The following is a 20670-nucleotide window of genomic DNA, read 5'->3' as shown; positions in this document are numbered from 1 at the left end:
GCGGGGGCGCCTCCTGGGGTGTGGCCGGGGCTGACACCAGCACCGGAGATGACACTGGGACTGGATTTTTCACTGGACAACGTCGAAGCCCTCCCCCGTCAGCGCCACAAAACGCTCCTCCAGGCTGACCTGCTCGGTCGCGAAACCGCGGACCCGGACACCTGCCGCCACCAGGGCGGCCACCACCGCCTCCGGTGCCACCGCCCCGTCAGCCCCCGCGGGAGGTACCCCGGCCGGAAGAGGCGCGTAGAGCACGTCCCCGGCGCCGTTGGAACCGGGGACGCTCACCGCCGCGCTCAGGCCCAGCCGGGCCAGCACCTCGGCCGCGGCGCCGGCGTCGGGCGTCAGCACCCGGATGCGGGCCTGTCCGTCCTGGCGCAACTCCGCGAGAGTCCCCTGGGCCACCAGCCGGCCCGCGCTCATGATGGCCGCGTGTGTGCAGATCTGTTCCACCTCGGCCAGCAGGTGGCTGGAGACGAACACGGTGGCGCCATCCGCCGCGAGCGAGCGCACCAGGCTGCGGACCTCCCGGGTGCCCTGCGGATCCAGTCCGTTCGTGGGTTCATCCAGGACCAGGAGTTCGCGGGGGGCCAACAGTGCGTTGGCGATGCCCAGCCGCTGCTTCATGCCCAGCGAGTAGGCCCGCACTTTCTTGTCCGCGGCATGCGTCAGCCCCACCCGCTCCAGCGCCGACCGGACCCGGGCCTTCCGGGTGGCGGCGGGAGCACGCGGGTCCGCGGCGTCGAAGCGGTGCAGGTTGGCCGCGCCGGAGAGGAAGGGGTAGAAGGCCGGCCCCTCGACCAGGGCGCCCACGCGCGGCAGCACCTCGCGCAGTTGCCCCGGCATTTCCTGGCCGAGGAGCCGGACCGAGCCGCTGCTGGCCGCAGCGAGGCCGAGCATGAGCCGGATGGTGGTGGTTTTCCCGGAGCCGTTGGGGCCCAGGAAGCCGAAGACGGATCCCCTTGGCACGGCCAGGTCGACGCCGTCGACGGCTAGCTGGTGGCCGAAGCGCTTGCTGAGGCCGGTGGTCTCGATGCACAGGTCCGTCGCGTACGGTTCCGTCGCCGGCCCGGCGGCGGTCACGCGGCGGTCACGGGGCGGTCACGGGGCGGTCACCGCTGCGTGGCGGCGGCCTGCAGCCGCTCCAAGGGCACGGAACCGGCGAGGATACGCCCGTCGTCGAGGATCAGGACATTCACCAGCGACGTGGACACCAGCCGTCCGCCCGGCACGGCTACAGCGGCCTGTTCCAGCAGCGCGGCGGCGCCGGACGAGGTTCCTGCCGCGACGGAGGAGTCAGGCTGCAGCGGGTTGGCGGCCGCGGGGTCCTGAACCTCGGTCTGCGGCGGGATCTGGCCAGGAAGTGCTGCGGTTCCTGCGGGGAACTCCAGCACGGATTCCCAGCCGGTTCCGGTGACGGTGGGCCGCTTCGCGGTCTTCGCTGCGGCCGGGTCCGACGGCGGCACGGCGGCTTTTTCGTGATGCGCCGGCAGTGGGATCTCTTTGACGGGGGCCCCGGGCGGCGGGGTGAAATTGAAGATGGCGGAATCCGGGGTTTCAAGCGTGAGAGCAGTGAAGGCGACGCTGAACGCCGGCTCGGCCTGTCCGCGGGCCTTCACTTCGACGCCGAGCGGAAGTCCGCTGGCGCCGTCGACCGCGATGGCGACCGAATCCACCAGGGTGACCTCGGACGCGGGGGTGAGCACCAGATTGTAGGCTGCCCGTCCGGCGACCTGGACGTCCGGGCCGACGGTCACCTCAGTGCTCGCGTCGAGCTTGGCGAGGAGCTTGTCAGCCAGGTCTTCAGGCGTCGCCACGGCTCCGGGGCGGGCTTCATGGCGGCCGGCAGCATCGGCAGGAAGCTGGGCGTGGGCGGCGGTATTGTCCTTGGAGTTGTAGAACCAAAGCTCGTCGCCGTTCCGGACCGCGTTCCGTTCGGCCATCCGGTCCATGATCTGCACCCGCGCCTTGCCGGGCCCGTCAAGGTAGACGCGGGCCGTGTGCGGGCCGGTCAGCAGCTCCAGCCACGCGGTCTCCGCGGACCCCGCGCCGGGCCCGGTCTTCGGAAGTTCCGGCAGACCGATCTCGGAGCTTTGTTCCAGCGTCCCGGACAGGGATTTCTCGCCGTGCTGGGCGATCATCAGCAGCACCTGTTGCGGCGTCTTCTCCGGCAACGGGTCCCCGGCGCTGGCGGGGAGGGACCCGGACAGGACACCGGCCGCGATCACGGCAGGCACCGCCACGGCGGGCATCCAACGCAGCCATCTGCGCGTCATTGCGACCGCGCTCCAACCTTGCAGCTCATGGTTCAACAGTACGCCTGGAAGGGTCACGATTCATCCCCGCCCCGGCAATCGGCCCGGCGTCCGGCACGACGGTGCCGGCGGCGCCGTCGATCGTGATGTTCTGCCCGGTGACGATCCGCGAGGTGGCGTCGGGGACGCCGACCACCGCGGGGATTCCGTACTCCCGGGCGACGACGGCGCCGTGCGAGTTGGGCCCGCCCATTTCCATGACCAGCCCGCCTGCGGTGAGGAACAGCGGCGTCCAGCCAGGATCCGTGGATGGCGCCACCAGGATCTCGCCGGGCTCCAGACGCGCACCCCGCGGTTCCAGGATGACTCGGGCCGCGGCCGTCACGATGCCCGCCGACGCTGGAGAGCCCGTGAGTACTCCCCCGGGTCCGGCCTCCGCCCTGCCCCGGGGCCCCTGCAGTGCTTCGGGTTCCGTTCCGTCCGAGAGCAGTACCCGCGGGATGTGCCGGCGGCCGAGTTCCTGCGCGTAGTCCTCATGGCGCTGCGCCACGAGATGCTGCAGCCGCCTCCCGCTGAGGCCTTCGCGGACCTCGGCCAGGTCCAGGAAGAAGACGTCGTCCGCCTCCCGGATGCGGCCGGCGCCGGCCAGTTCCGCTCCTATGACCTGGAGTTGCCCGCGCACCGCGGCCAGGGCTTCGACGATGTGGTACTTCGGCAGCTCACGCAGCCCGGCAAACATCCGGGTGCGCCGCAGTGCCGCACGCACCAGCGCTCCGCGCAGCCTGCTTCGCTCCCCGGCAAGCGCGGCCAACCGCGCCACATGCTCCTCGGCCTCCCGCGCCGCCTTGCTGAACTGCCGGTCCGGCGCCTGGCCGGGATCATCCAGCCGCAGATAATTGGCCAGGACACCGAGAATGTGGGCCGGGTCGTCGGACCAGCGGGGCATCCCCAGATCGATTTCCGCCACGGCCCGGTGGCCGTAGCGGCCCAGGAAACCGGCGAGCCCGGACTGCACGACGGCGGGGAGCCCGCGGGCGCGGTAGCGGCGGACCAACTCCGGCACGACTGCGTCATGCGCTGCGGCGCCATCGAATACTGCGTCATCAAACGCTGCGGCGTCGAAGACTGCGGCCGCCGCGGGGTCGGCCCGGATGGCCACGGCGAGTTCCCACAGGGCCAGGTCCATTTCGGTGGTCACGTTGTTGGGAAGTCCCCGCAGGACCGGTTGCAGCGCCCCGGGGCCGGCGTTGCCTCCCAGCAGCCTTCCGGCGGCTGCCAGCAGGGCAAACCCCAGCGCGGGCAGCGGCAGGATGTTGGGTACCACCGGAAAGAGTTCGTGCCCCAGGATGCGCTCCACATGGTCCAGCCGCTGCGCGGGCGTTGACCCGGCGGGCACCACCAGGGCAGTCCGGAACCGTTCGCCGAATTGTTGCGCCCGGCGCAGCGCCGCCTCCGGCCGGAAGAGGGCGCGGAGCAGGGACTCCGGAACCCGTGCGCGGGCCGCCACGGGGGCGATGTGCCGGAGCACCTGCCACGGGGACCTGACGGTGACGGAAAACCGGGGGTCGTCGAACAGCCGCCGCAGCACGGCCGCGGAACGTGCTTCCATGACGTCGAATACCCGCGGCACCACCGCCCGTCCAACGGTGCTGCGCACCACCGGCGTCAGGTCGAAGAAGAGGCGCTGGCCCGCCTGGACGTAGGGCCCCGGACCGTCGTGGGGCACCGGGACGTCAAAGTGCGCCGCGCGTGCCACGGACGAGGCAATCAGCCGGAATCCCGCCAGCCCCATCGGGGTCAGGGGGCGGGTCAGGCCTTGGGCCAGGCTGAAGCAGAGGTAGACCCGCGTCCCGTCCCGGACCCGCTGCCGCTCCGGCAGCGGGTAGAGGGTGGTGATGGGCCGCGACTGCGTCAACCACGGCATTCCCCCGGCGTCGATAGCCCATTCGAGGTCGTGCGGCGCGCCGAAATGCATTTCCGCCCGGCGGCCCAGCAGGTCCAAGGCCGCAAGGCGGGCATCGTCCAGGCAGGGCTGCGACCCGGAGCCGGACTGCTCGACCCGTTCGGTTCCGCCGCCCGGCAGCGGCCGGATGGCCACTCCCTTGCTCCCGATTCGGCGCTCAAGAATCTTCTGGGTGGCGCTGTCGATGACGAAGTGGTCCGGGTTGACTGCCCCGGACACCACCGCCTCGCCGAGGCCGGGGCTGGCGTCGACGACCGCCTCGTGCCGCCTTCCCGTCAACGGGTTCGCGGTGAACAGGACACCCGCCACGGCAGCGTCCACCATCCGCTGGACCGCCACGGCGAGAGACACCGTCGAGGGGCTGATCCCGTGGGTGGCACGGTAGCTCACGGCGCGGTCCGTCCAGAGCGAGGCCCAGCACTGCCGGACCGCCGCCAGGACGGCGTCGAAGCCCACAACGTTCAGGACGGTGTCCTGCTGGCCGGCGAAACTGGCGAAGGGCAGGTCCTCGGCGGTTGCGGACGAGCGCACCGCCACAGGCGCTTCCGTTCCCAGCGCCGCGTAGGCGGCCCGGACGGCGTCGGCAATGTCAGCGGGGACGTCGGCGGCGAGGACCAGCCGGCGGGCGGTGGAGGCCAGCCCGGCCAGCCCGGGAAAGTCGTCGGCGGCGGTCGCCGCGAGGGCGGTGTGGATGGCGTCGAGTCCGGCCGGCGAGGTGGCGCGCCGGTAGGCCCGCGTGGTCAGGACGAAGCCGTCCGGAACCGGCAGCCCTGCCCGCATCAGTTCACCGAGGTTGGCCGCCTTGCCGCCGACGTCGGGAAGCATCTCCGCGCTGACCAGTTCAAGCGGGAGCACGAGTTCCTGCAGGGGTTTGCGCCCCGGTTCCTGCCGCTGGTCCTGCGCTGGCGTGCCGGCGCCAGGGAGCTGCTCCACCCGCCGGCCCTCCCTTCAACGCCCGCCCGGTGTCCGTTCCGGGCTACGAGTCGCCGAGGATGGGGCCGAAGTTGACCCGGTCCGCCAGCCGTGGATCGTCCCGGTCCGGGACCACCATGACGGGGCCCTTGGCGTGGTGCAGGATGCCGTCCGAGGTGGACCCGAGCAGCATCCCGGCGAACCCGCCGCGGCCGCGGGTGCCGACGACCACAAGCTCCACATGCCTGCTGGCCTCGACGAGGATGTCCACGGGCGAGCCATCCACGAGCTGGGTCTCCACCGTGAGGTGGGGAAAATGGCTCCTGATCCACGCGGTACCGGCCTCGAGCTGCGCCCTGATGTCGGCGAAGAGCGCGTCACGGTCCATCGGCGCGGGGACCCAGGCCAGCGACCCGCTGTACTGCGGAACGGCGCACACCACCCGCAACGGCGCCGAGAGCCGCTCGGCCTGCGCCGCCGCCTCCAGCACCGCCACGCGGGCCTGTTCGGAGCCGTCGACGCCCACCACCACGACGTTTTCCACCGGCACGCGCCCGGACTTCGCGCGCTCCGCCAGGACATGTTTGTCGTCGGTGGTTTCGCCCAGGCGGTCCGAGCAGATCAGGGGCACCGTGACCGTGGGGCACTTGGCGTGCGCGGGGAGGGCGCTGCTGACGGAGCCCAGCAGCCGGCCGACGAAGCCGCCCCGGCCCCGGGTGCCGAAGACCAGCAGTTCGGCAGTTTCGGACATTTCCAGCAGGACCCCGGAGGCATCGCCGTTCTCGACGGAGGCGTCGACGTCGATGAGGTACCCGGCGACCTTGTGCACGGCCTGCTGCAGGATGGCCTCCGCGCCCTCCCGGATGACCGAATCATCCACGGTGGCGTACCCGCCGTCGAGCCCTGATGCCGCGAAGATCGGAACGGAATAGGCGGTCACGATGTGCAGCGGACGGCGCCGGCGCTCGGCTTCGCGCGCGGCCCACACCAGGGCGCACTTGCTGTGGTCTGAACCGTCGACGCCGACCACGATCCCACGGGGAGCTGCGGACCCGCCGGGGACTTCCCCTGCCGGATCCGGATGCACCTGTTCTCGGCCCATGGGGTCCGCCTCCTCGCGATTCTTGCCTGATGTTGCGGCTATTCTGCCAGACGAGTCCGGGTGCAGCGTCCAATGGCGATGCGCCCGAAGAATCTGCGGGGTCGAACCCCTGATCTTCCCAACTATTCTCGGATTGCGGGGAACAAGCAAGCGGAGCGGACGTCCGCCGGGAGGGTGGTCTTCACCCAGGTTTTACGCAGTGTTTGCACACCATCCGGCGGTCCTGAGCGCCAGCGGATTTGGCGGGCCGCGCCGCCCGGAAAGCCCGGAAATCCCGGGAGCCGCCAATGTTTCATCTGCTCTATCCAAGGCGGGAAATGTTAGGTATTCTTCGAGGCGTTACTGAACCGAGACTCGTGTTTCAGAACGTGTCCGGGGCATCGGCTCCGCGACTTGCACCATTCGAGGAGGACCCTGCAGTGTCGAGCATGCCAATGTCCGGGGGAATCGAGCGGACCGCCGCCATCGTGATCGGCACCGGCCTGTCCGGTCTGGCCGTCGCGAGCGAGCTGCAGCGGCGCGGCGTGGACTCCATCATTGTGGACGGACTCGACCTGCTGGGCGCCGGCCAACCGGCCAACACCTCGTCGCTGCAGCGCTGCGATGCGGCCGACGCCGCCAGCTTGCGGGAACGCAACGAGATCCTCCGGCACCTGCGCAACTACGCCTCCAGCCACAAACTGGATGTGCGGAACAACATCAGGGCCCTGCAGCTGGACCATCTCGACGCCGGCATCACCGGACCCACCCAGCAGTGGGCGGTCCGCACGCCGGGCGGTGTGCTCCTGGCGGACCACCTGGTCCTGACCCGCTGCGCCCACAGCCAGCTGCGCCGGATGCTCTCGGAGCTCGGCATGGCTGCGGGCCACAACCTGATGGCGGCCATGCACGCCCTCGGGATGTACCTCGTGGGCGTGGGCGAACTCATCACCCCGACGCCGAAGGAAGTGCTGCGCCAGGCCAAGGTGGTGGGCCAGGCGATCTCCGCCAAGGTCTACCCCGACGGCTTCCCCGCCGTCCTGCCCGGGGGCTATGCCCTCGCCGCGCCGGCCTAGGCTGCGCACCGGCCAGGAGCCCGCTTTTTCTACCACAACGGGGTCATCTACGGCCCCTCAAGGGGCTGGCGGTTCCAGCGCGGAGTGAACCCGCGTTGCAACTTGTTAGCTCTTGGTGTCGCTTCCGGAGTCCGACGTGAGCCGGCGCTTGGCCATCACGCCCAAGGCGATCACGATGCCGACCGCCGTGCCAACGAAAATCACTATGCTCCACGGGAAAGGCTCGGAGGAGTCGGCTGGCTGGGTCGGTTCCTGGGTGATGCCCGGCTGGGCGGTTCCCATGGTGGGAACCGCAGCAGCCCCCGTCGAACCTGCCGCTGCCGCGGTGGCCGTAAACGTGAAGGTGCCTTCGATCGGGTGCGAGTCCGAACTGACCACCCGCCACACCACTGTGTAGGCCCCGGCCGGCGCCCCCGGCTTGAGCTTCTGCGAGGCCACGTTGTCCACGATCTCCACCGCGCCGTCGGCCCAGTTGGTGCCGGTGGCATCGTTCACCAGCATCTGCGAACCGAGCCCGAGAGGGTTCTTATTGAACGTGACCGACACCGTCTCCGGCGGCGTTGCCACGGTGGCGCCGGTGGCCGGGCTGGTGGACTCGGCGGCGTCGTGGGCCGAGGCCGGGGCAACGGCACCCAGCAGCGCGGCGGTGAAGATTGCGGCGCCCAGGAGGGCACTCAAAAGCTGTCGCATGAGGCGCATGGAAATGCTGCTCCTAGTGTTGTCTTCCTTACAGACTAGGCGAAAACGCACGGTTGGCCGCCGGGCGCCTAATAGGCTTGGGGTAACACCCATCACCCCCGGAGGACTAATGCAAGACCTAATGCTCAAGCAGGGCTCCGCACTTGACCGGTACTTCAAGATATCCGAGCGGGGGTCGAACTTCTCGCGGGAAATCCGGGGAGGCTTCGCCACGTTCTTCGCCATGAGCTACATCGTGGTGCTGAACCCGTTGATCCTTTCCGGCCCCGATTCCACGGGCGCCACCCTCGGCTTTCCCGCCGTCGCCGCCGTCACCGCGTTCGTCGCCGGCATCCTAACTATCCTGATGGGCGCGTGGGCCAAGCACCCCTTCGCAATGGCAACCGGCCTCGGGGTCAACGCCTTTGTCGCCGTGACGGTGGCCACCAACCCCGGCCTGACCTGGCCGGACATGATGGGCCTCGTGATGCTCTCGGGCATCACCATGCTGATCCTGGTCCTTACGGGTTTCCGGACTGCGGTCTTCAAAGCGGTGCCGGAGGGTCTGAAGACGGCGATCGTCGTCGGCATCGGCCTGTTCATCGCCCTGATCGGGCTCGTCAACGCAGGCTTTGTGCGCCGCATCCCGGATGTCGCCGGCACCACCGTTCCGGTCGGCCTGGGCTTCGACGGCAAGCTGATGGGCTGGCCCACCCTCGTCTTTATCTTCGGACTGATCCTCACCATCGCCCTCGTGGTCCGCAAGGTCAAGGGCGCGATCCTGATCGGCATCGTCGCCTCGACAATCCTGTCCGTGATCCTGGAATTCACGCTGCACATCGGCCCCAGCTTCGACGGCAAGACCTACAACCCGCAGGGCTGGTCCCTGGTGGCCCCGGCGTTCTCCGAATGGGCAGCCCCGGACCTGTCGCTGATCGGCCAGGCCAACCTGTTCGGCGCCTTCGAGCACCTGGGCTTTGTCGCCGCGACCCTGCTGGCGTTCGTGATCCTGCTGAGCATCTTCTTCGACGCCATGGGCACCATGGTGGGCCTGGCCACCGAGGCCGGCAGCATCGACAAGGACGGTAACATCCCCAACGTTGACCGCGTGCTGCAGGTGGACGCGCTGGGCGCGATCATCGGCGGCGGGGCTTCCGTGTCCTCGAACCAGATCTACGTTGAATCCGGCGCGGGTATCGGGGAAGGCGCCCGGACCGGGCTGGCCTCCATCGTCACGGGCCTGCTGTTCCTGGTGGCCATGTTCTTCACCCCGCTGATCAACCTCGTGCCGTTCGAGGCAGTGGCCCCGGCGCTCGTCATCGTCGGCTTCATGATGGTTTCCCAGGTCGGCAAGATCGACTGGCAGGACCTGGGCATCGCGATCCCTGCCTTCCTGACCTTCACGCTGATGCCGTTCACCTACTCGATCGCCAACGGCCTGGGCGCCGGCTTCATTACCTTCGTCCTGATCCGCACCTTCCAGGGCCGCGCGCGCGAGGTGCACCCGCTGATGTGGGCTGTGGCCGCGGCCTTCCTGCTGTTCTTCGCGATCGGCCCGATCGAGGCCGCCCTCGGGATGCACTAACCCCACCCATCGCCGAGGTGAGACTTCGCGCCCATGTTTGTCCAGACCATGGGCGCGAAGTCTCACCTCGGCGGCGTTTAAGCGGGATTTCCGGGATTTCGGACAGCACAACGGCGCCGCGGCTGGCTTTCCGGCCCGGGCTGCGGTGAGCTAGGGGCATGGTTTCTCCCGCGCCCGCCGTTGATGTCCCGCCGCAGCCTTGGACCGGACGGTTCGACGGCGACGGCCCCGAGCACCGCCGCTGGTGGCAGGCTGTCACCCCGTACGCCCCGCACGGCGCCCAGTCCCCTACCGTGCACCCCTCGTCCGCTGGCCCCGGCACGCCCTCGGCCCGCACCGGCTCCTCCCGCCCGGCAGTCATTCTCGGCTTCGGCAGCGACGCCGGGGTGCGCCGCAACAAGGGCCGCCCCGGCGCCGCCGAGGCCCCTGCCGCCATCCGTGCCGCCCTCGGTCCGCTCGCGTTCCACTTGGGCCGGGACCTGCACGACGCCGGCGACGTCACCGTCACCCGCGACGCCCTTGAGGCCGGGCAGGCGCGTGCCGGGCTCGCCATCACCAGCATGCTCGACGCCGGCCAGCTTCCCGTGGTGCTGGGCGGCGGGCACGAGACCGCGTTCGCGAGCTACCTGGGCGTGGCCGGTTCGGCGGCGGTCCGCGAGGGCCTGCGCGTGGGGGTGCTGAACCTGGACGCCCACTTTGACCTCCGCGATGAGGCCCGGCCCAGTTCCGGCACCCCGTTCCTGCAGATGGCCCGCGCGGAAGCTGCCGCGGGCCGCGAACTGAAGTACGCCGTCGTCGGGATCTCCGAGCCGGCCAACACCCGGGCGCTGTTCGGCACCGCCGCGGACCTTGGCGTGGACTACCTGCTCGACGAGGACTGCTCGGCGGAGGCCGCGCACACGTTCGTGGCGGCTTTCCTGGCGCAGGTGGACGCGCTGTACCTGACCATCGACCTGGACGTGCTGCCGGCCTCGGTGGCCCCCGGGGTGAGCGCGCCCGCCGCGTTCGGCGTGCCGCTGCCGGTCATCAGCGCCGTCTGCCGCCAGGTGGCCGCGAGCGGGAAGCTCCTGCACCTGGATGTGGCCGAGCTGAACCCGGAGTTCGACATCGACGGCCGGACCGCCAGGGTCGCCGCCCGGCTGATTAATACGCTGCTGGGGTAGCCGGGGCCGGCGGCCTGCCGGACTGACCCGGCTTCCCGCACCATTTCCCGCAGCAGCCGCGCGCTCAGCGGGATGTCCGGCCAAACAGGGGCCAGTCCAGTTGGCTCAATGAAACAGAAAGTCCCCGCCCTCGGGGTTCGCCGGAAGCGGGCCCGAAGGGCGGGGACTGTCGGTAACGGGTGCGGCTAGCTGCGCCGCACCTCCACGCCGTCGGATTTCAGGAAAAGCCCGTTCTCAGCGCCGGACGATTCCGCCGGGACCAGCCAGAGAACATTGCCGCTCAGTGAGACTTCTTCGACCTCACCGGCCGCCAGAACCTGTGCATGCTTGAGGATTTCGATCCGATCGCCGGCCTTGAGGCTCCGCCAGTCGGAAACCGCCGTGGCCAAGGCCAGGCGCCTGGACATTACCGTCCCGCGTGCTTTCATTGAACTTCTACCCCTTTGTATATGTTCTTCGTCACAACTTCGTTGGTGTGACTTTCCATTTGTACTACAGTTCCCGCGCCCCCGCTGGCCGTGTTGCCCACTATTTCGGGGGCGCCGGGAATTGTTTACCGAAACTGCATTTTGTTTTCCCTCAGGCGAGATTTCCGACGGCGGATTCGGCTGCCGCCCGGACCTTGCCCGAGGCAACGAGGACGTCGGCCGCCTCCAGCTCCGGGGACAGGAACCTGTCGGTTCCCGGACCGTCGACGACGTCGCGCAGCGCCGCGATCACCGCGGTTCCCGCCGGACCCGGCACGAGTTCGCCGCCGGAGAGCTGGGTGCGGATGTCGAGCGCCCTCGCCGAGGTGACGAGTTCGATCGCCAGGACGCGGCGCAGGTTCTCCACGGCGCGGCGCAGCTTGCGGGCCGCGTGCCAGCCCATTGAGACATGGTCCTCCTGCATCGCGGAGCTCGGGATCGAGTCCACCGACGCCGGGACGGCAAGCCGTTTGTTGTCGGAGACCAGGCCGGCCTGGGTGTACTGGGCGATCATCAGGCCGGAGTCGACGCCGGGGTCGGCGGCCAGGAACGCCGGCAGCCCGTGCGAGCGGGCCGGGTCCAGCATCCGGTCGGTGCGGCGCTCGGCGATGGAGCTCAGGTCCGCGACGGCGATGGCCAGGAAATCCAGCACGTACGCCACGGGGGCGCCGTGGAAGTTGCCGTTGGAGCTGACGCGGCCGTCCGGCAGGACCACCGGGTTGTCGATCGCGGCCGCGAGCTCGCGGGAGGCCACCAGGGCGGCGTGGTCCACGGTGTCGCGGACGGCCCCGGCCACCTGGGGTGCGCAGCGCAGTGAGTAGGCGTCCTGGACCTTGGTGTCGTTGACCCGGTGGGAGGCCACGATCGGGGAATTGGAGAGGACCCGGAGCATGTTGTCCGCGGAGGCCGCCTGGCCCGGGTGCGGGCGGAGCGCGGCGTGCAGCTCGGGCAGGAAAACCTGGTCGGTGCCAAGCAGCGCCTCGACGCTGAGCGCGGCGGTGATGTCCGCCGTCGTGAGCAGCTGGCGGATGTCCGCGATGGCCATCAGCAGCATGCCCAGCATGCCCTCCGTGCCGTTGACCAGCGCCAGGCCTTCCTTCTCGGCCAGGGTGACGGGTTCGATTCCGTGCGCGGCGAGCAGTGCGGCGACGGGTTCCTCACCCCGCCCACCGTAGGTCACGCCGTCGGGCCCTGCGGCTTCGCCCTCGCCCATCAGGACCAGGGCGCAGTGCGACAGCGGGGCGAGATCTCCGGAACAGCCAAGCGAGCCGAATTCGCGGACCACCGGGGTGATGCCGGCGTTGAGGACGTCCACCATGGTCTGCAGGACCACGGGGCGGACGCCGGTGCGGCCGGAGGCGAGGGTCTTGGCGCGCAGGAACATGATGCCACGGACCACCTCGCGTTCCACGGCCGGGCCCATCCCGGCGGCGTGGCTGCGGATCAGCGACTTCTGCAGCTGGGTGCGCAGGTCGTTGGGGATGTGCCGGTTGGCCAGCGCCCCGAAACCGGTGGAGATGCCATAGGCCGGGACCTCGCTGTGGGCAAGGTCGTCGATGTGGGCCCGGACCTTGGCGACGGCATCGAGGGCGTCCTGGGCGATGGTCACCTTGGCGTCGTGGCGGGCGACGGCGACGACGTCGTCGGGGGTGACGCCGCTGGAGCCGAGGGTGACGGTGAGCGGTTCGTGGGTTGTGAGAGTCATGGTGATTCCTACTTCTTGGCTTCTGCGGAGTCTGTGGACTCCTGCATGGGGATGCGGACGCCGCGCTCTTTGGCGACCTCAACGGCGCGGTCGTAGCCGGCGTCGACGTGGCGGATCACGCCCATGCCGGGGTCGTTGGTGAGGAGGCGTTCGAGCTTCTGCGCGGCGAGGTCGGTGCCGTCCGCGACGGACACCTGGCCGGCGTGGATGGAGCGGCCGATGCCGACGCCGCCGCCGTGGTGGATGGAGACCCAGGTGGCGCCGGAGGCGGTGTTGAGCAGGGCGTTGAGCAGCGGCCAGTCGGCGATCGCGTCGGACCCGTCGGCCATGGCCTCGGTCTCGCGGTACGGCGAGGCGACGGAGCCGGAGTCGAGGTGGTCGCGGCCGATCACGATGGGCGCCTTGACCTTGCCCTCCTTGACGAGCTGGTTGAACAGCAGCCCGGCCTTGGCGCGGTCGCCGTAGCCCAGCCAGCAGATGCGGGCCGGGAGGCCCTCGAACTCCACGCGTTCCTGCGCGGCGTCAATCCAGCGGTGGAGGTGCTTGTTTTCGGGGAAGAGTTCTTTGATCGCGGCATCCGTGACCGCGATGTCCTCGGGGTCGCCGGAGAGTGCCACCCAGCGGAACGGGCCGAGGCCCTCACAGAACAGCGGCCGGATGTAGGCCGGGACGAAGCCGGGGAACTCGAAGGCGCGGTTGTAGCCGCCCTTGCGGGCCTCGTCGCGGATGGAGTTGCCGTAGTCGAACACCTCGGCGCCGGCGTCCTGGAACTCGACCATGGCCTGGACGTGCTTGGCCATCGAGGCCTGGGCCTTCTTGGTGAAGCCCTCCGGGTCGGCGGCGGCCTCGCGGTGCCATTCCTCCACGGTGATGCCTTCGGGGAGGTAGCTCAGCGGGTCGTGGGCGGAGGTCTGGTCCGTGACAATGTCGACCGTGAGCTCGCCGGCGTTGTGGCGGCGCAGGATTTCGGGGAAGACGGTGGCGGCGTTGCCGACGTAGCCCACGGACCAGCCGCGACGCTCTTCCTTGGCCTTCAGGACTTTGGCGATGGCGGCGTCGAGGTCGGTCTCCACCTCGTCGAGGTAGCGCTTGCCGGCGCGGCGGCGCAGGTGGCTTTCGTCGACGTCGACGATCAGGCAGGCGCCGTCGTTCAAGGTGACGGCCAGCGGCTGCGCGCCGCCCATGCCGCCGCAGCCGCCGGTGAGGGTCAGGGTGCCGGCGAGGGTGCCGTTCTCGTCCCCGGTGAGCTTGCGGGCGATCGCGGCGAAAGTTTCGAAGGTGCCCTGCAGGATGCCCTGCGTGCCGATGTAGATCCAGGATCCGGCGGTCATCTGGCCGTACATCATCAGGCCCTCGGCCTCGAGCCGGCGGAACTCGGGCCAGGTGGCCCAGTCGCCGACAAGGTTGGAGTTGGCCAGCAGCACGCGCGGCGCCCATTCGTTGGTGCGGAAGACGCCCACCGGCTTGCCGGACTGGACCAGCAGGGTCTCGTCCTTCTCCATGGATTCCAGGGTGCGGGTGATGGCGTCGAACGCGGCCCAGCTGCGGACGGCGCGGCCGGTGCCACCGTAGACCACCAGGTCGTCGGGGCGCTCGGCGACCTCGGGATCGAGGTTGTTCATGAGCATGCGCAGCGGGGCTTCCGTCTGCCAGCTCTTGGCGGTGAGCTCGGTACCGCGGGCTGCTTTGACCGGGCGGGCACCGGTGGTGAAATCGGCGGGTGCCATGAGGGGCTCCTTTGTATCTTGGTGGTTCTGGGATTGAGGTTCTATATCAACTAAAGCCTGTCCTTAGCCGCGGAAACAGGGCCTGCAGACCGGTGCTGTCCGGGATTCCAGACCCTCGAAGGCGCCTCCCCCGCCCCCTGTTGCGCTATCACTTTTGGTGCCTAAATCGCGGGTATAAGCACCAAGAGTGATAGCTCAACGGGGGTAGGGACGGGGTCAGGCGGAGGGGCGGCCGTGGATCCGGACGGAGAGTTCGTCGGCGACCTTCTGGACCCTCGCGGCGAGGGCGGGCCACTCCTCCGCCGGCAGCTTCTCCTCGAGGAAAGTCACGGCGACGGCGGCGGTGGGCCAGCCCACGTGGTCCGTGACGGCGGCGGCGATCGAGCCGAAGCCCGGCGTCACCTCCCCGTGTTCGGTCGCATAGCCGCGCTGCCGGACCTGGTCCAGGTGGGAGGACAACGCCGAGTACTTCATGATGGGCGACTCGGTCTCGTGCCGGGCGCTGAAGGCCGCCGCGTTCGGGTACAGTGCCCGGACCTGTGATTTCGGCAGCGCCGCGAGAATCGCCCGCCCGCTGGCGGTGAGGTGGCTCGGGAGCCGGACCCCGACGTCGGTCACGAGGGAGGGCCGGTTCTTCGCCCGCTCCTCCACGATGTAGAGCACATCACGGCCGTGCAGCACGGCCAGATGGGCGCTTTCGCCGATCACGTCCACGAGCGAGGCAAGCATCGGCCGGCCCAGGCGGGAGAGCGGCTCCTGCCGGGAATAGGCAGAACTGAGCTCGAAGGCACTAATCCCGAGCCCGTACCGCTGTTCCTCATGAAGATGGAGCACGAATCCGTTGGCCTCCATCACACCGAGCAGGTGGTACACACTGGAGCGCGGCAGCCCCAGCGCGGAGGCAATGTTCGACGCCGCCATGGGCCCGCGCTTGGAGGCCAGCAGTTTCAGGATGCGAAGGGTATTTTCTGCCGCCGGAACCTTGGAGGCCACCTTTGCCGGGGCGGCCCGTGGCGCCGCTGTGGTGGAAGGCGGGGTGGTGCTGGTGGCTGGCATGTTTCCTCTTCATTGGCGCGGTGTCCGGTATCCCGTACTTAAGCATGCGCCCGGACCGCGCCTCCGGACGGCCCGGACCGCCTCGAATTGTCTGGAATCCCGGACATAGTGTCGTCCCGGGCCGGCTGCACCGCGCAGGAGGAACCCGCGGGCTTGTGCAGCCGGCTGCCGCGGCCGGGATGTCTGAAATCGAAGACACTAAGTGCCCGTGAGGCTCATCACAGCCGGGCCCAACATGGTCTGCTGGATAGCGATCCCCCTCCCAATGACGAGAAGGTATTCGCATGCAACAAGCCACTACGGACATCAAGCCAACGCCTCCTCCGGGACCGGGCAACGCCGCCAACACCGTCAGCGCCGCCGTCGAGACTGTCCTGAACCGCGGACTCAACGTCCGCCACATCCGCTTCATGGCACTGGGCTCGGCGATCGGCACCGGACTGTTCTACGGATCGGCCTCGGCCATCCAGAAGGCCGGCCCGGCCGTGCTGCTGGCGTACATGATCGGCGGCGCCGCAGTGTTCATGGTGATGCGCGCCCTGGGTGAAATGGCCGTGCGCCACCCCGTGTCCGGTTCCTTCGGCCAGTACGCCAGCCGCTACCTCGGCCCGCTGGCAGGCTTCGTGACCGGCTGGACCTACGTGTTCGAGATGGCGATCGTGGCCATCGCGGATGTCACCGCCTTCAGCATTTACATGGGCTTCTGGTTTCCCGAGGTCGAGCGCTGGATCTGGGTCCTGGCGATTATCTTCTTCCTGGCGGCGCTGAACCTGCTCAGCGTCAAGGTCTTCGGCGAACTCGAGTTCTGGTTCTCGCTCATCAAGGTGGTGGCCATCATCGCGATGATCGCGGGCGGCGCCGCCATCATCGTCTTCGGCTTCCAGGCTGGCGGCGCCACCGTGGCCCCCGGACTGGGCAACCTCGTGGAGCACGGCGGACTGTTCCCCAACGGCTTCGAAGGACTCCTGGCCTCGTTCGCCGTCGTGATGTTCGCATTCGGCGGTATTGAAACCCTGGGCATCACCGCCGGCGAGGCTGCGGATCCGAAGAAGGTCATACCCAAGGCCGTCAATACGGTTCCGGTGCGCGTGCTCCTCTTCTACGTGCTGACACTGGGTGTCCTCATGAGCCTGTTCCCCTGGAACGAGATCGGCACCAACGGCAGCCCGTTTGTCCAGATCTTCAGCGGACTGGGCATTCCGGCGGCACCGCACATCCTCAACGCCGTGGTCATCACCGCCGCGTTGTCGGCGATCAACAGCGACATCTTCGGCGCCGGCCGGATCCTGTTCGGCCTGTCCCGGCAGGGGCACGCCCCCGCGAGCTTCGGCAAGGTCTCCCGCCACGGCGTGCCGTGGATGACCGTGGTCATGATGGCGGGCATCCTGCTGGTGGGTGTAGTCCTCAACGCCGTCATTCCGGAGAACGTCTTCCTGCTGATCGCCTCGATCGCGACGTTCGCCACCGTCTGGGTCTGGGTGATGATCCTGGCCTCCCACGTGGCAATGAAGCGCGAGATCTCCCGCCAAGGGCTGCCGGCGTCGGAATTCCCGTCCCCGTGGTGGCCCGCGGCGTCGGTGGCGACGATCGTGTTCATGGCCCTTGTCATCGGAATTCTGGGGGCGTTCGAGGACACCCGCGTGGCACTCTATGTGGGCGCCGCCTGGCTTGGACTGCTCGTGATCGGGTACCGGCTTTGGGTCCGCGGCCACGGCCGGCTCCGCGCCGAGCTCACGGACGAAACCGCGCAGCTCCCGCAGGTTCCGGCGGGAAGGTAGGGACGCCGGGGCCCCGCAGCCGGCCGCGGGGCTAGAATCAGTCATGGTCCCCGCCACCAACCTGCTGGCCTTTGCCCTCGCGGCCTTCCTCCTCATCGCCGTGCCGGGACCCAGCGTGCTGTTCGTCATCGGCCGGACGCTGGCCCTGGGCCGCAGGGGCGGACTTCTGAGCGTGCTGGGCAACGCCCTCGGGGAGCTGCTGCAGATCGCCGCGGTTGCGCTGGGCGTGGGGGTGGTGCTGGCCCAGTCCGCCGTGCTCTTCAGCGCGGTCAAGTTCGCCGGCGCGGCCTATCTCGTCTACCTCGGAATCCAAGCCATCCGGCACCGCGGCGGAGGTCCGACGACGGCGGAACCCTCGCGCCCGGCGTCGACGTTCAGGATCCTCCGGGAGGGATTCATCGTTGGTGCCACCAACCCCAAGTCGATTGTCTTCTTCGTTGCCGTGCTGCCCCAGTTCGTGGACTACTCCGCGGGCGCCATTCCGGTGCAGCTGGCGACGCTGGGGGCCCTGTTCCTGGCCATCGCGCTGGTCTCGGACAGCGGCTGGGCGCTGATTGCCGGCACGGCCCGGCGCTGGTTTGCGAGCTCACCCCGGCGCATCGCTGCCCTCGGCACCACCGGCGGGGCCATGATGATCGGGCTTGGCGGATTTCTTGCCCTCGCGGGGAACGCGGCGGAGCCCCAGCCCGGCAAGTAGTCGGCACAACGGCCCCAAGTGGTGCCCGGTCCGGCGGGCGTAGAAGTTACTCGTGTGACGAAAGGGACGCAGGGCTACAGTTGCTTCACGGCGGTACCGGACGGGCAGCGACAACGCCTGGGGAGCACACGCAGCTGGTCCGGAGCCGCCGATCTACCAAGTGGCACTCGTTTCGAAGGAGTGGTTCCGATGGCCCCAGCATCTTCACAGGCGCAACGCCAACGAGGCCGCGCGACCGCCCTCCTGTCGAAGTGGTCCAGCCGCGCCAGGTCATCGCGGATTCCGTTCCGGGTGGGACAGGTGCTGATCGGGGACGATCCCTTCAACGGCCGCCGCCTGGGCACAGTTGCAGTCATCGAGGCCCCCTTCGTAGGGCTCCGGACGGCCGGCAATACACCGGAGGACGTCCTGTTCTACGACTACCGGCAACTACGGTTCCCAGACTAGTGGACGGGCCAGATGACATGAGCGCAGCGAACGTTTCCTCCCACTTCCTGACCATCGCGGAAGTCGCTGCGGCAATGCGGGTGTCCAAAATGACCGTCTACCGGCTGGTGAAATCGCATGCGATTGCGGCCGTGCGGGTGGGCCGTTCGTTCCGGGTGCCGGAAGAGGCCGTCAACGACTACATCCGCCGCGCCACCGAACCGGCAACCAACGACCACACCGACGGCAAGGCGACGGACTGACCGGTGCCCTGGCCGGCGCACCGTCGCCCGGTCAGCGGGCGGACCAGCCGCCGTCCATGGTGTAGCTGGCGCCGGTGACCATTCCGGCGTCGTCGGAGGCCAGCCACGCAACGAGGGAGGCGACCTCCTCGGGCTCGACGAGCCGCTTGACGGCGGCTTCGGTCAGCATGATCTTGGCGAGCACTTCGGACTCCGGGATCCCGTGCACTTTGGCCTGGTCCGCGATCTGGGACTCGACCAGCGGCGTCCGGACGTAGCCCGGGTTGATGCAGTTGGAGGTGACGCCGTGCGCGCCGCCCTCCAGCGCCGTGACTTTGCTCAGGCCTTCCAGTCCGTGCTTGGCCGAGACATAGGCACTCTTGAACGGCGAGGCACGGAGCCCGTGCACGGATGACAGGTTGATGATCCGGCCGAAGTTGTTCGCGTACATGTGCGGCAGCGCGGCGCGGATGAGCAGGAACGGCGCTTCCAGCATGAGCGTGATGAGGCGTCGGAAGTCCGCCGGATCGAAGTCCTCGATCGGGCTGATCCGCTGGATACCGGCGTTGTTGACGAGGATGTCGCAGTCCAGGCTCACTGCCTGGAGGGTCTCCACGTCGAGCAGGTTGACTGCCCAGGAGGTGCCGCCGACTTCGTCGGCGAGGGCGGAGGCCGCTGCCTCATCCACATCCGCGATCACCACTTTGGCGCCGCGTGCCGCGAGGGCGCGGACGCTGGCGGCGCCGATCCCGCCGGCTCCGCCGGTGACCAGGGCCTTGCGCCCGTTCAAGCTGCTCTCCATGTCTGCACTCCTCAAGTTCGCGGTCTTCAACGGCCCAGAGGAAGTGCGATGCACGGCACTGAGCAGCTTCACTGAGTATTGCCGCACATAGTGGGCGTTTCAATGGTCAAACCAGCACCCCTTATGTGCAGAATTGCAGATATGAATGCGAACCCCGATGACCTGCTCGTTCTCCTGGCCGTCTCCCGCTCCGCGAAGTTCACCACGGCGGCGCAGTCCCTCGGGCTGAACCACACCACGGTGTCGCGCCGGATTGCCGCGCTGGAGAAGGCTCTGGGCGGGCGGGTACTGTCCCGCGCGTCCGGCGGCTGGGAGCTGACGGACCTTGGCGCGGAAGCGGTGCAGGTGGCCGAGCGGGTGGAGGCAGCGATCCGGAGCCTCGAACAACCCGGAAGAACCCCGGACCCCATCACCGGCGTGGTCCGGATGACCGCGACGGACGGCTTCAGCGCCTACATTGCCGCCCCCGCGGTTGCCAGGCTGCGCCGCGACCACCCCGGGCTCAGCGTCGAGATCATCACCGTTACCCGGCGAGCGCTCCAGCAGCGTTCCGGGCTGGATATCGAGGTGGTGGTGGGCGAACCGCAGGTGCACCGGGCCGCGGCGGCCCGGCTCGGCGAGTACATGCTCGGCATGTACGCCTCCCGCGACTACCTTGCCGAGTACGGCACCCCCACAACAATCGAGGAACTGACCACCCATTCGCTGGTCTACTTTGTCGATTCCATGCTTCAGGTGGACGATCTGGATGCCCCGCGCCGGCTGGTCCCGACCATGCGGGACGGCCTGAGTTCCACCAACGTCTTCGTCCATGTGGAGGCGACGCGCGCCGGCGCCGGCATCGGGTTCCTGCCTTGCTTCGCGGCGGACCTGCATCCGGACCTGGTCCGGCTGCTGCCGGACGAGTTCGCCGAACTGCTGCCGTACTGGATGGTCCTGCGGCCCGACTCCATGCGCCGCCCCGCCGTCGCCGCGGTGGTGCAGGCGCTGCGCGAACAGACGAAGGCCCACCGCGAGGCGCTTATGGGCCGCGGCGGCTCATCGACTGCTCCGTAGG

18 protein-coding genes are annotated in these 20670 nt (G+C 69.1%); 8 read left to right on the top strand and 10 right to left on the bottom strand.

Annotation, left to right across the window (positions count from 1 at the left end; all coding sequences use genetic code 11):
• Window positions 1-69 precede the first annotated feature (69 nt).
• The 4 genes from AC6EUH_RS04740 to AC6EUH_RS04725 all read right to left on the bottom strand — a co-directional run bounded on the left by AC6EUH_RS04740 (window position 70) and on the right by AC6EUH_RS04725 (window position 6232).
• Window positions 70-1083, bottom strand: coding sequence for an ABC transporter ATP-binding protein (locus tag AC6EUH_RS04740; protein ID WP_056427897.1), 1014 nt, complete (start codon window positions 1081-1083; stop codon window positions 70-72).
• Window positions 1084-1112: 29 nt separating this feature from the next.
• Complete coding sequence (locus AC6EUH_RS04735) at window positions 1113-2276, bottom strand: LolA family protein (protein WP_499737936.1); 1164 nt, start codon at window positions 2274-2276, stop codon at window positions 1113-1115.
• Between the two features lie 25 nt (window positions 2277-2301).
• Window positions 2302-5043 carry a PEP/pyruvate-binding domain-containing protein gene (locus AC6EUH_RS04730; protein WP_499737978.1) on the bottom strand — a complete coding sequence of 914 codons (2742 nt, stop codon included), beginning with the start codon at window positions 5041-5043 and terminating at the stop codon, window positions 2302-2304.
• 151 nt (window positions 5044-5194) lie between these two features.
• Entirely contained in the window at window positions 5195-6232 is a 1038-nt protein-coding gene (locus tag AC6EUH_RS04725) for a universal stress protein (RefSeq protein WP_056427902.1), read from the bottom strand.
• Between the two features lie 428 nt (window positions 6233-6660).
• Between AC6EUH_RS04725 and AC6EUH_RS04720 the strand changes: the two genes are divergently transcribed.
• Window positions 6661-7287, top strand: coding sequence for an NAD(P)/FAD-dependent oxidoreductase (locus AC6EUH_RS04720; protein ID WP_056427905.1), 627 nt, complete (start codon window positions 6661-6663; stop codon window positions 7285-7287).
• A 105-nt stretch (window positions 7288-7392) separates the two neighbouring features.
• On the opposite strand, the gene AC6EUH_RS04715 is transcribed toward AC6EUH_RS04720, so the two are convergent.
• The gene (locus tag AC6EUH_RS04715; RefSeq protein WP_499737935.1) at window positions 7393-7986 is read right to left on the bottom strand and encodes a copper resistance CopC family protein; all 594 of its coding nucleotides are present in this window, start codon (window positions 7984-7986) and stop codon (window positions 7393-7395) included.
• Between the two features lie 121 nt (window positions 7987-8107).
• On the opposite strand from AC6EUH_RS04715, the gene AC6EUH_RS04710 reads away from it, so the two are divergent.
• Both AC6EUH_RS04710 and hutG read left to right on the top strand, forming a co-directional pair.
• Window positions 8108-9550, top strand: a complete 1443-nt coding sequence (locus tag AC6EUH_RS04710; protein ID WP_056427911.1) for an NCS2 family permease — start codon at window positions 8108-8110, stop codon at window positions 9548-9550.
• Between the two features lie 158 nt (window positions 9551-9708).
• The gene (gene hutG, locus AC6EUH_RS04705) at window positions 9709-10713 is read left to right on the top strand and encodes a formimidoylglutamase (protein WP_499737934.1); all 1005 of its coding nucleotides are present in this window, start codon (window positions 9709-9711) and stop codon (window positions 10711-10713) included.
• A 185-nt stretch (window positions 10714-10898) separates the two neighbouring features.
• On the opposite strand, the gene AC6EUH_RS04700 is transcribed toward hutG, so the two are convergent.
• From AC6EUH_RS04700 to AC6EUH_RS04685, 4 genes are all read right to left on the bottom strand, one after another.
• Window positions 10899-11141, bottom strand: a complete 243-nt coding sequence (locus AC6EUH_RS04700) for a hypothetical protein (protein ID WP_056427919.1) — start codon at window positions 11139-11141, stop codon at window positions 10899-10901.
• A gap of 151 nt (window positions 11142-11292) precedes the next feature.
• A complete protein-coding gene (hutH, locus tag AC6EUH_RS04695; protein WP_056427923.1) occupies window positions 11293-12885 on the bottom strand; it encodes a histidine ammonia-lyase in 1593 nt (530 codons plus the stop codon).
• Between the two features lie 8 nt (window positions 12886-12893).
• Window positions 12894-14612, bottom strand: coding sequence for a urocanate hydratase (gene hutU, locus AC6EUH_RS04690; RefSeq protein ID WP_499737933.1), 1719 nt, complete (start codon window positions 14610-14612; stop codon window positions 12894-12896).
• A gap of 216 nt (window positions 14613-14828) precedes the next feature.
• On the bottom strand, window positions 14829-15668 hold the full coding sequence (locus tag AC6EUH_RS04685) for an IclR family transcriptional regulator (RefSeq protein WP_056427930.1): 840 nt from the start codon (window positions 15666-15668) through the stop codon (window positions 14829-14831).
• 284 nt (window positions 15669-15952) lie between these two features.
• Here AC6EUH_RS04685 and AC6EUH_RS04680 point away from each other — a divergent pair, with 284 nt between their 5' ends.
• From AC6EUH_RS04680 to AC6EUH_RS04665, 4 genes are all read left to right on the top strand, one after another.
• The gene (locus AC6EUH_RS04680) at window positions 15953-17446 is read left to right on the top strand and encodes an amino acid permease (protein WP_499737932.1); all 1494 of its coding nucleotides are present in this window, start codon (window positions 15953-15955) and stop codon (window positions 17444-17446) included.
• 43 nt (window positions 17447-17489) lie between these two features.
• Window positions 17490-18143 (top strand): LysE family translocator, encoded by a 654-nt coding sequence (locus AC6EUH_RS04675; protein WP_056427935.1) that lies wholly within the window; start codon window positions 17490-17492, stop codon window positions 18141-18143.
• Window positions 18144-18332: 189 nt separating this feature from the next.
• Complete coding sequence (locus tag AC6EUH_RS04670; RefSeq protein ID WP_499737931.1) at window positions 18333-18590, top strand: hypothetical protein; 258 nt, start codon at window positions 18333-18335, stop codon at window positions 18588-18590.
• Between the two features lie 17 nt (window positions 18591-18607).
• The gene (locus AC6EUH_RS04665) at window positions 18608-18832 is read left to right on the top strand and encodes a helix-turn-helix domain-containing protein (protein WP_056427937.1); all 225 of its coding nucleotides are present in this window, start codon (window positions 18608-18610) and stop codon (window positions 18830-18832) included.
• Window positions 18833-18863: 31 nt separating this feature from the next.
• Here AC6EUH_RS04665 and AC6EUH_RS04660 read toward each other — a convergent pair whose 3' ends face one another.
• Complete coding sequence (locus tag AC6EUH_RS04660) at window positions 18864-19613, bottom strand: 3-hydroxybutyrate dehydrogenase (RefSeq protein WP_499737930.1); 750 nt, start codon at window positions 19611-19613, stop codon at window positions 18864-18866.
• Window positions 19614-19754: 141 nt separating this feature from the next.
• Here AC6EUH_RS04660 and AC6EUH_RS04655 point away from each other — a divergent pair, with 141 nt between their 5' ends.
• The gene (locus AC6EUH_RS04655; protein ID WP_056427942.1) at window positions 19755-20669 is read left to right on the top strand and encodes a LysR family transcriptional regulator; all 915 of its coding nucleotides are present in this window, start codon (window positions 19755-19757) and stop codon (window positions 20667-20669) included.
• The last annotated feature ends 1 nt before the right edge of the window (window position 20670 follow it).

The sequence above is a fragment of the Arthrobacter sp. 001422645 genome, assembly GCF_059816125.1.
Note: the sequence above shows the minus strand (reverse complement) of the source record. Positions and strands in the feature narration are given on the sequence as shown.

Bases quoted from the DNA above. Each gene is read 5' to 3' on its own strand.
- AC6EUH_RS04735 (WP_499737936.1), bottom strand. From the start codon at position 2,276: ATGACGCGCAGATGGCTGCGTTGGATGCCCGCCGTGGCGGTGCCTGCC.
- AC6EUH_RS04710 (WP_056427911.1), top strand. From the start codon at position 8,108: ATGCTCAAGCAGGGCTCCGCACTTGACCGGTACTTCAAGATATCCGAG.
- hutH (WP_056427923.1), bottom strand. From the start codon at position 12,885: ATGACTCTCACAACCCACGAACCGCTCACCGTCACCCTCGGCTCCAGC.
- AC6EUH_RS04700 (WP_056427919.1), bottom strand. From the start codon at position 11,141: ATGAAAGCACGCGGGACGGTAATGTCCAGGCGCCTGGCCTTGGCCACG.
- AC6EUH_RS04685 (WP_056427930.1), bottom strand. From the start codon at position 15,668: ATGCCAGCCACCAGCACCACCCCGCCTTCCACCACAGCGGCGCCACGG.
- AC6EUH_RS04660 (WP_499737930.1), bottom strand. From the start codon at position 19,613: ATGGAGAGCAGCTTGAACGGGCGCAAGGCCCTGGTCACCGGCGGAGCC.
- AC6EUH_RS04725 (WP_056427902.1), bottom strand. From the start codon at position 6,232: ATGGGCCGAGAACAGGTGCATCCGGATCCGGCAGGGGAAGTCCCCGGC.
- hutU (WP_499737933.1), bottom strand. From the start codon at position 14,612: ATGGCACCCGCCGATTTCACCACCGGTGCCCGCCCGGTCAAAGCAGCC.
- AC6EUH_RS04665 (WP_056427937.1), top strand. From the start codon at position 18,608: ATGAGCGCAGCGAACGTTTCCTCCCACTTCCTGACCATCGCGGAAGTC.
- AC6EUH_RS04715 (WP_499737935.1), bottom strand. From the start codon at position 7,986: ATGCGCCTCATGCGACAGCTTTTGAGTGCCCTCCTGGGCGCCGCAATC.
- AC6EUH_RS04680 (WP_499737932.1), top strand. From the start codon at position 15,953: ATGCAACAAGCCACTACGGACATCAAGCCAACGCCTCCTCCGGGACCG.
- AC6EUH_RS04730 (WP_499737978.1), bottom strand. From the start codon at position 5,043: ATGCTTCCCGACGTCGGCGGCAAGGCGGCCAACCTCGGTGAACTGATG.
- AC6EUH_RS04655 (WP_056427942.1), top strand. From the start codon at position 19,755: ATGAATGCGAACCCCGATGACCTGCTCGTTCTCCTGGCCGTCTCCCGC.
- hutG (WP_499737934.1), top strand. From the start codon at position 9,709: ATGGTTTCTCCCGCGCCCGCCGTTGATGTCCCGCCGCAGCCTTGGACC.
- AC6EUH_RS04720 (WP_056427905.1), top strand. From the start codon at position 6,661: ATGCCAATGTCCGGGGGAATCGAGCGGACCGCCGCCATCGTGATCGGC.
- AC6EUH_RS04675 (WP_056427935.1), top strand. From the start codon at position 17,490: ATGGTCCCCGCCACCAACCTGCTGGCCTTTGCCCTCGCGGCCTTCCTC.
- AC6EUH_RS04670 (WP_499737931.1), top strand. From the start codon at position 18,333: ATGGCCCCAGCATCTTCACAGGCGCAACGCCAACGAGGCCGCGCGACC.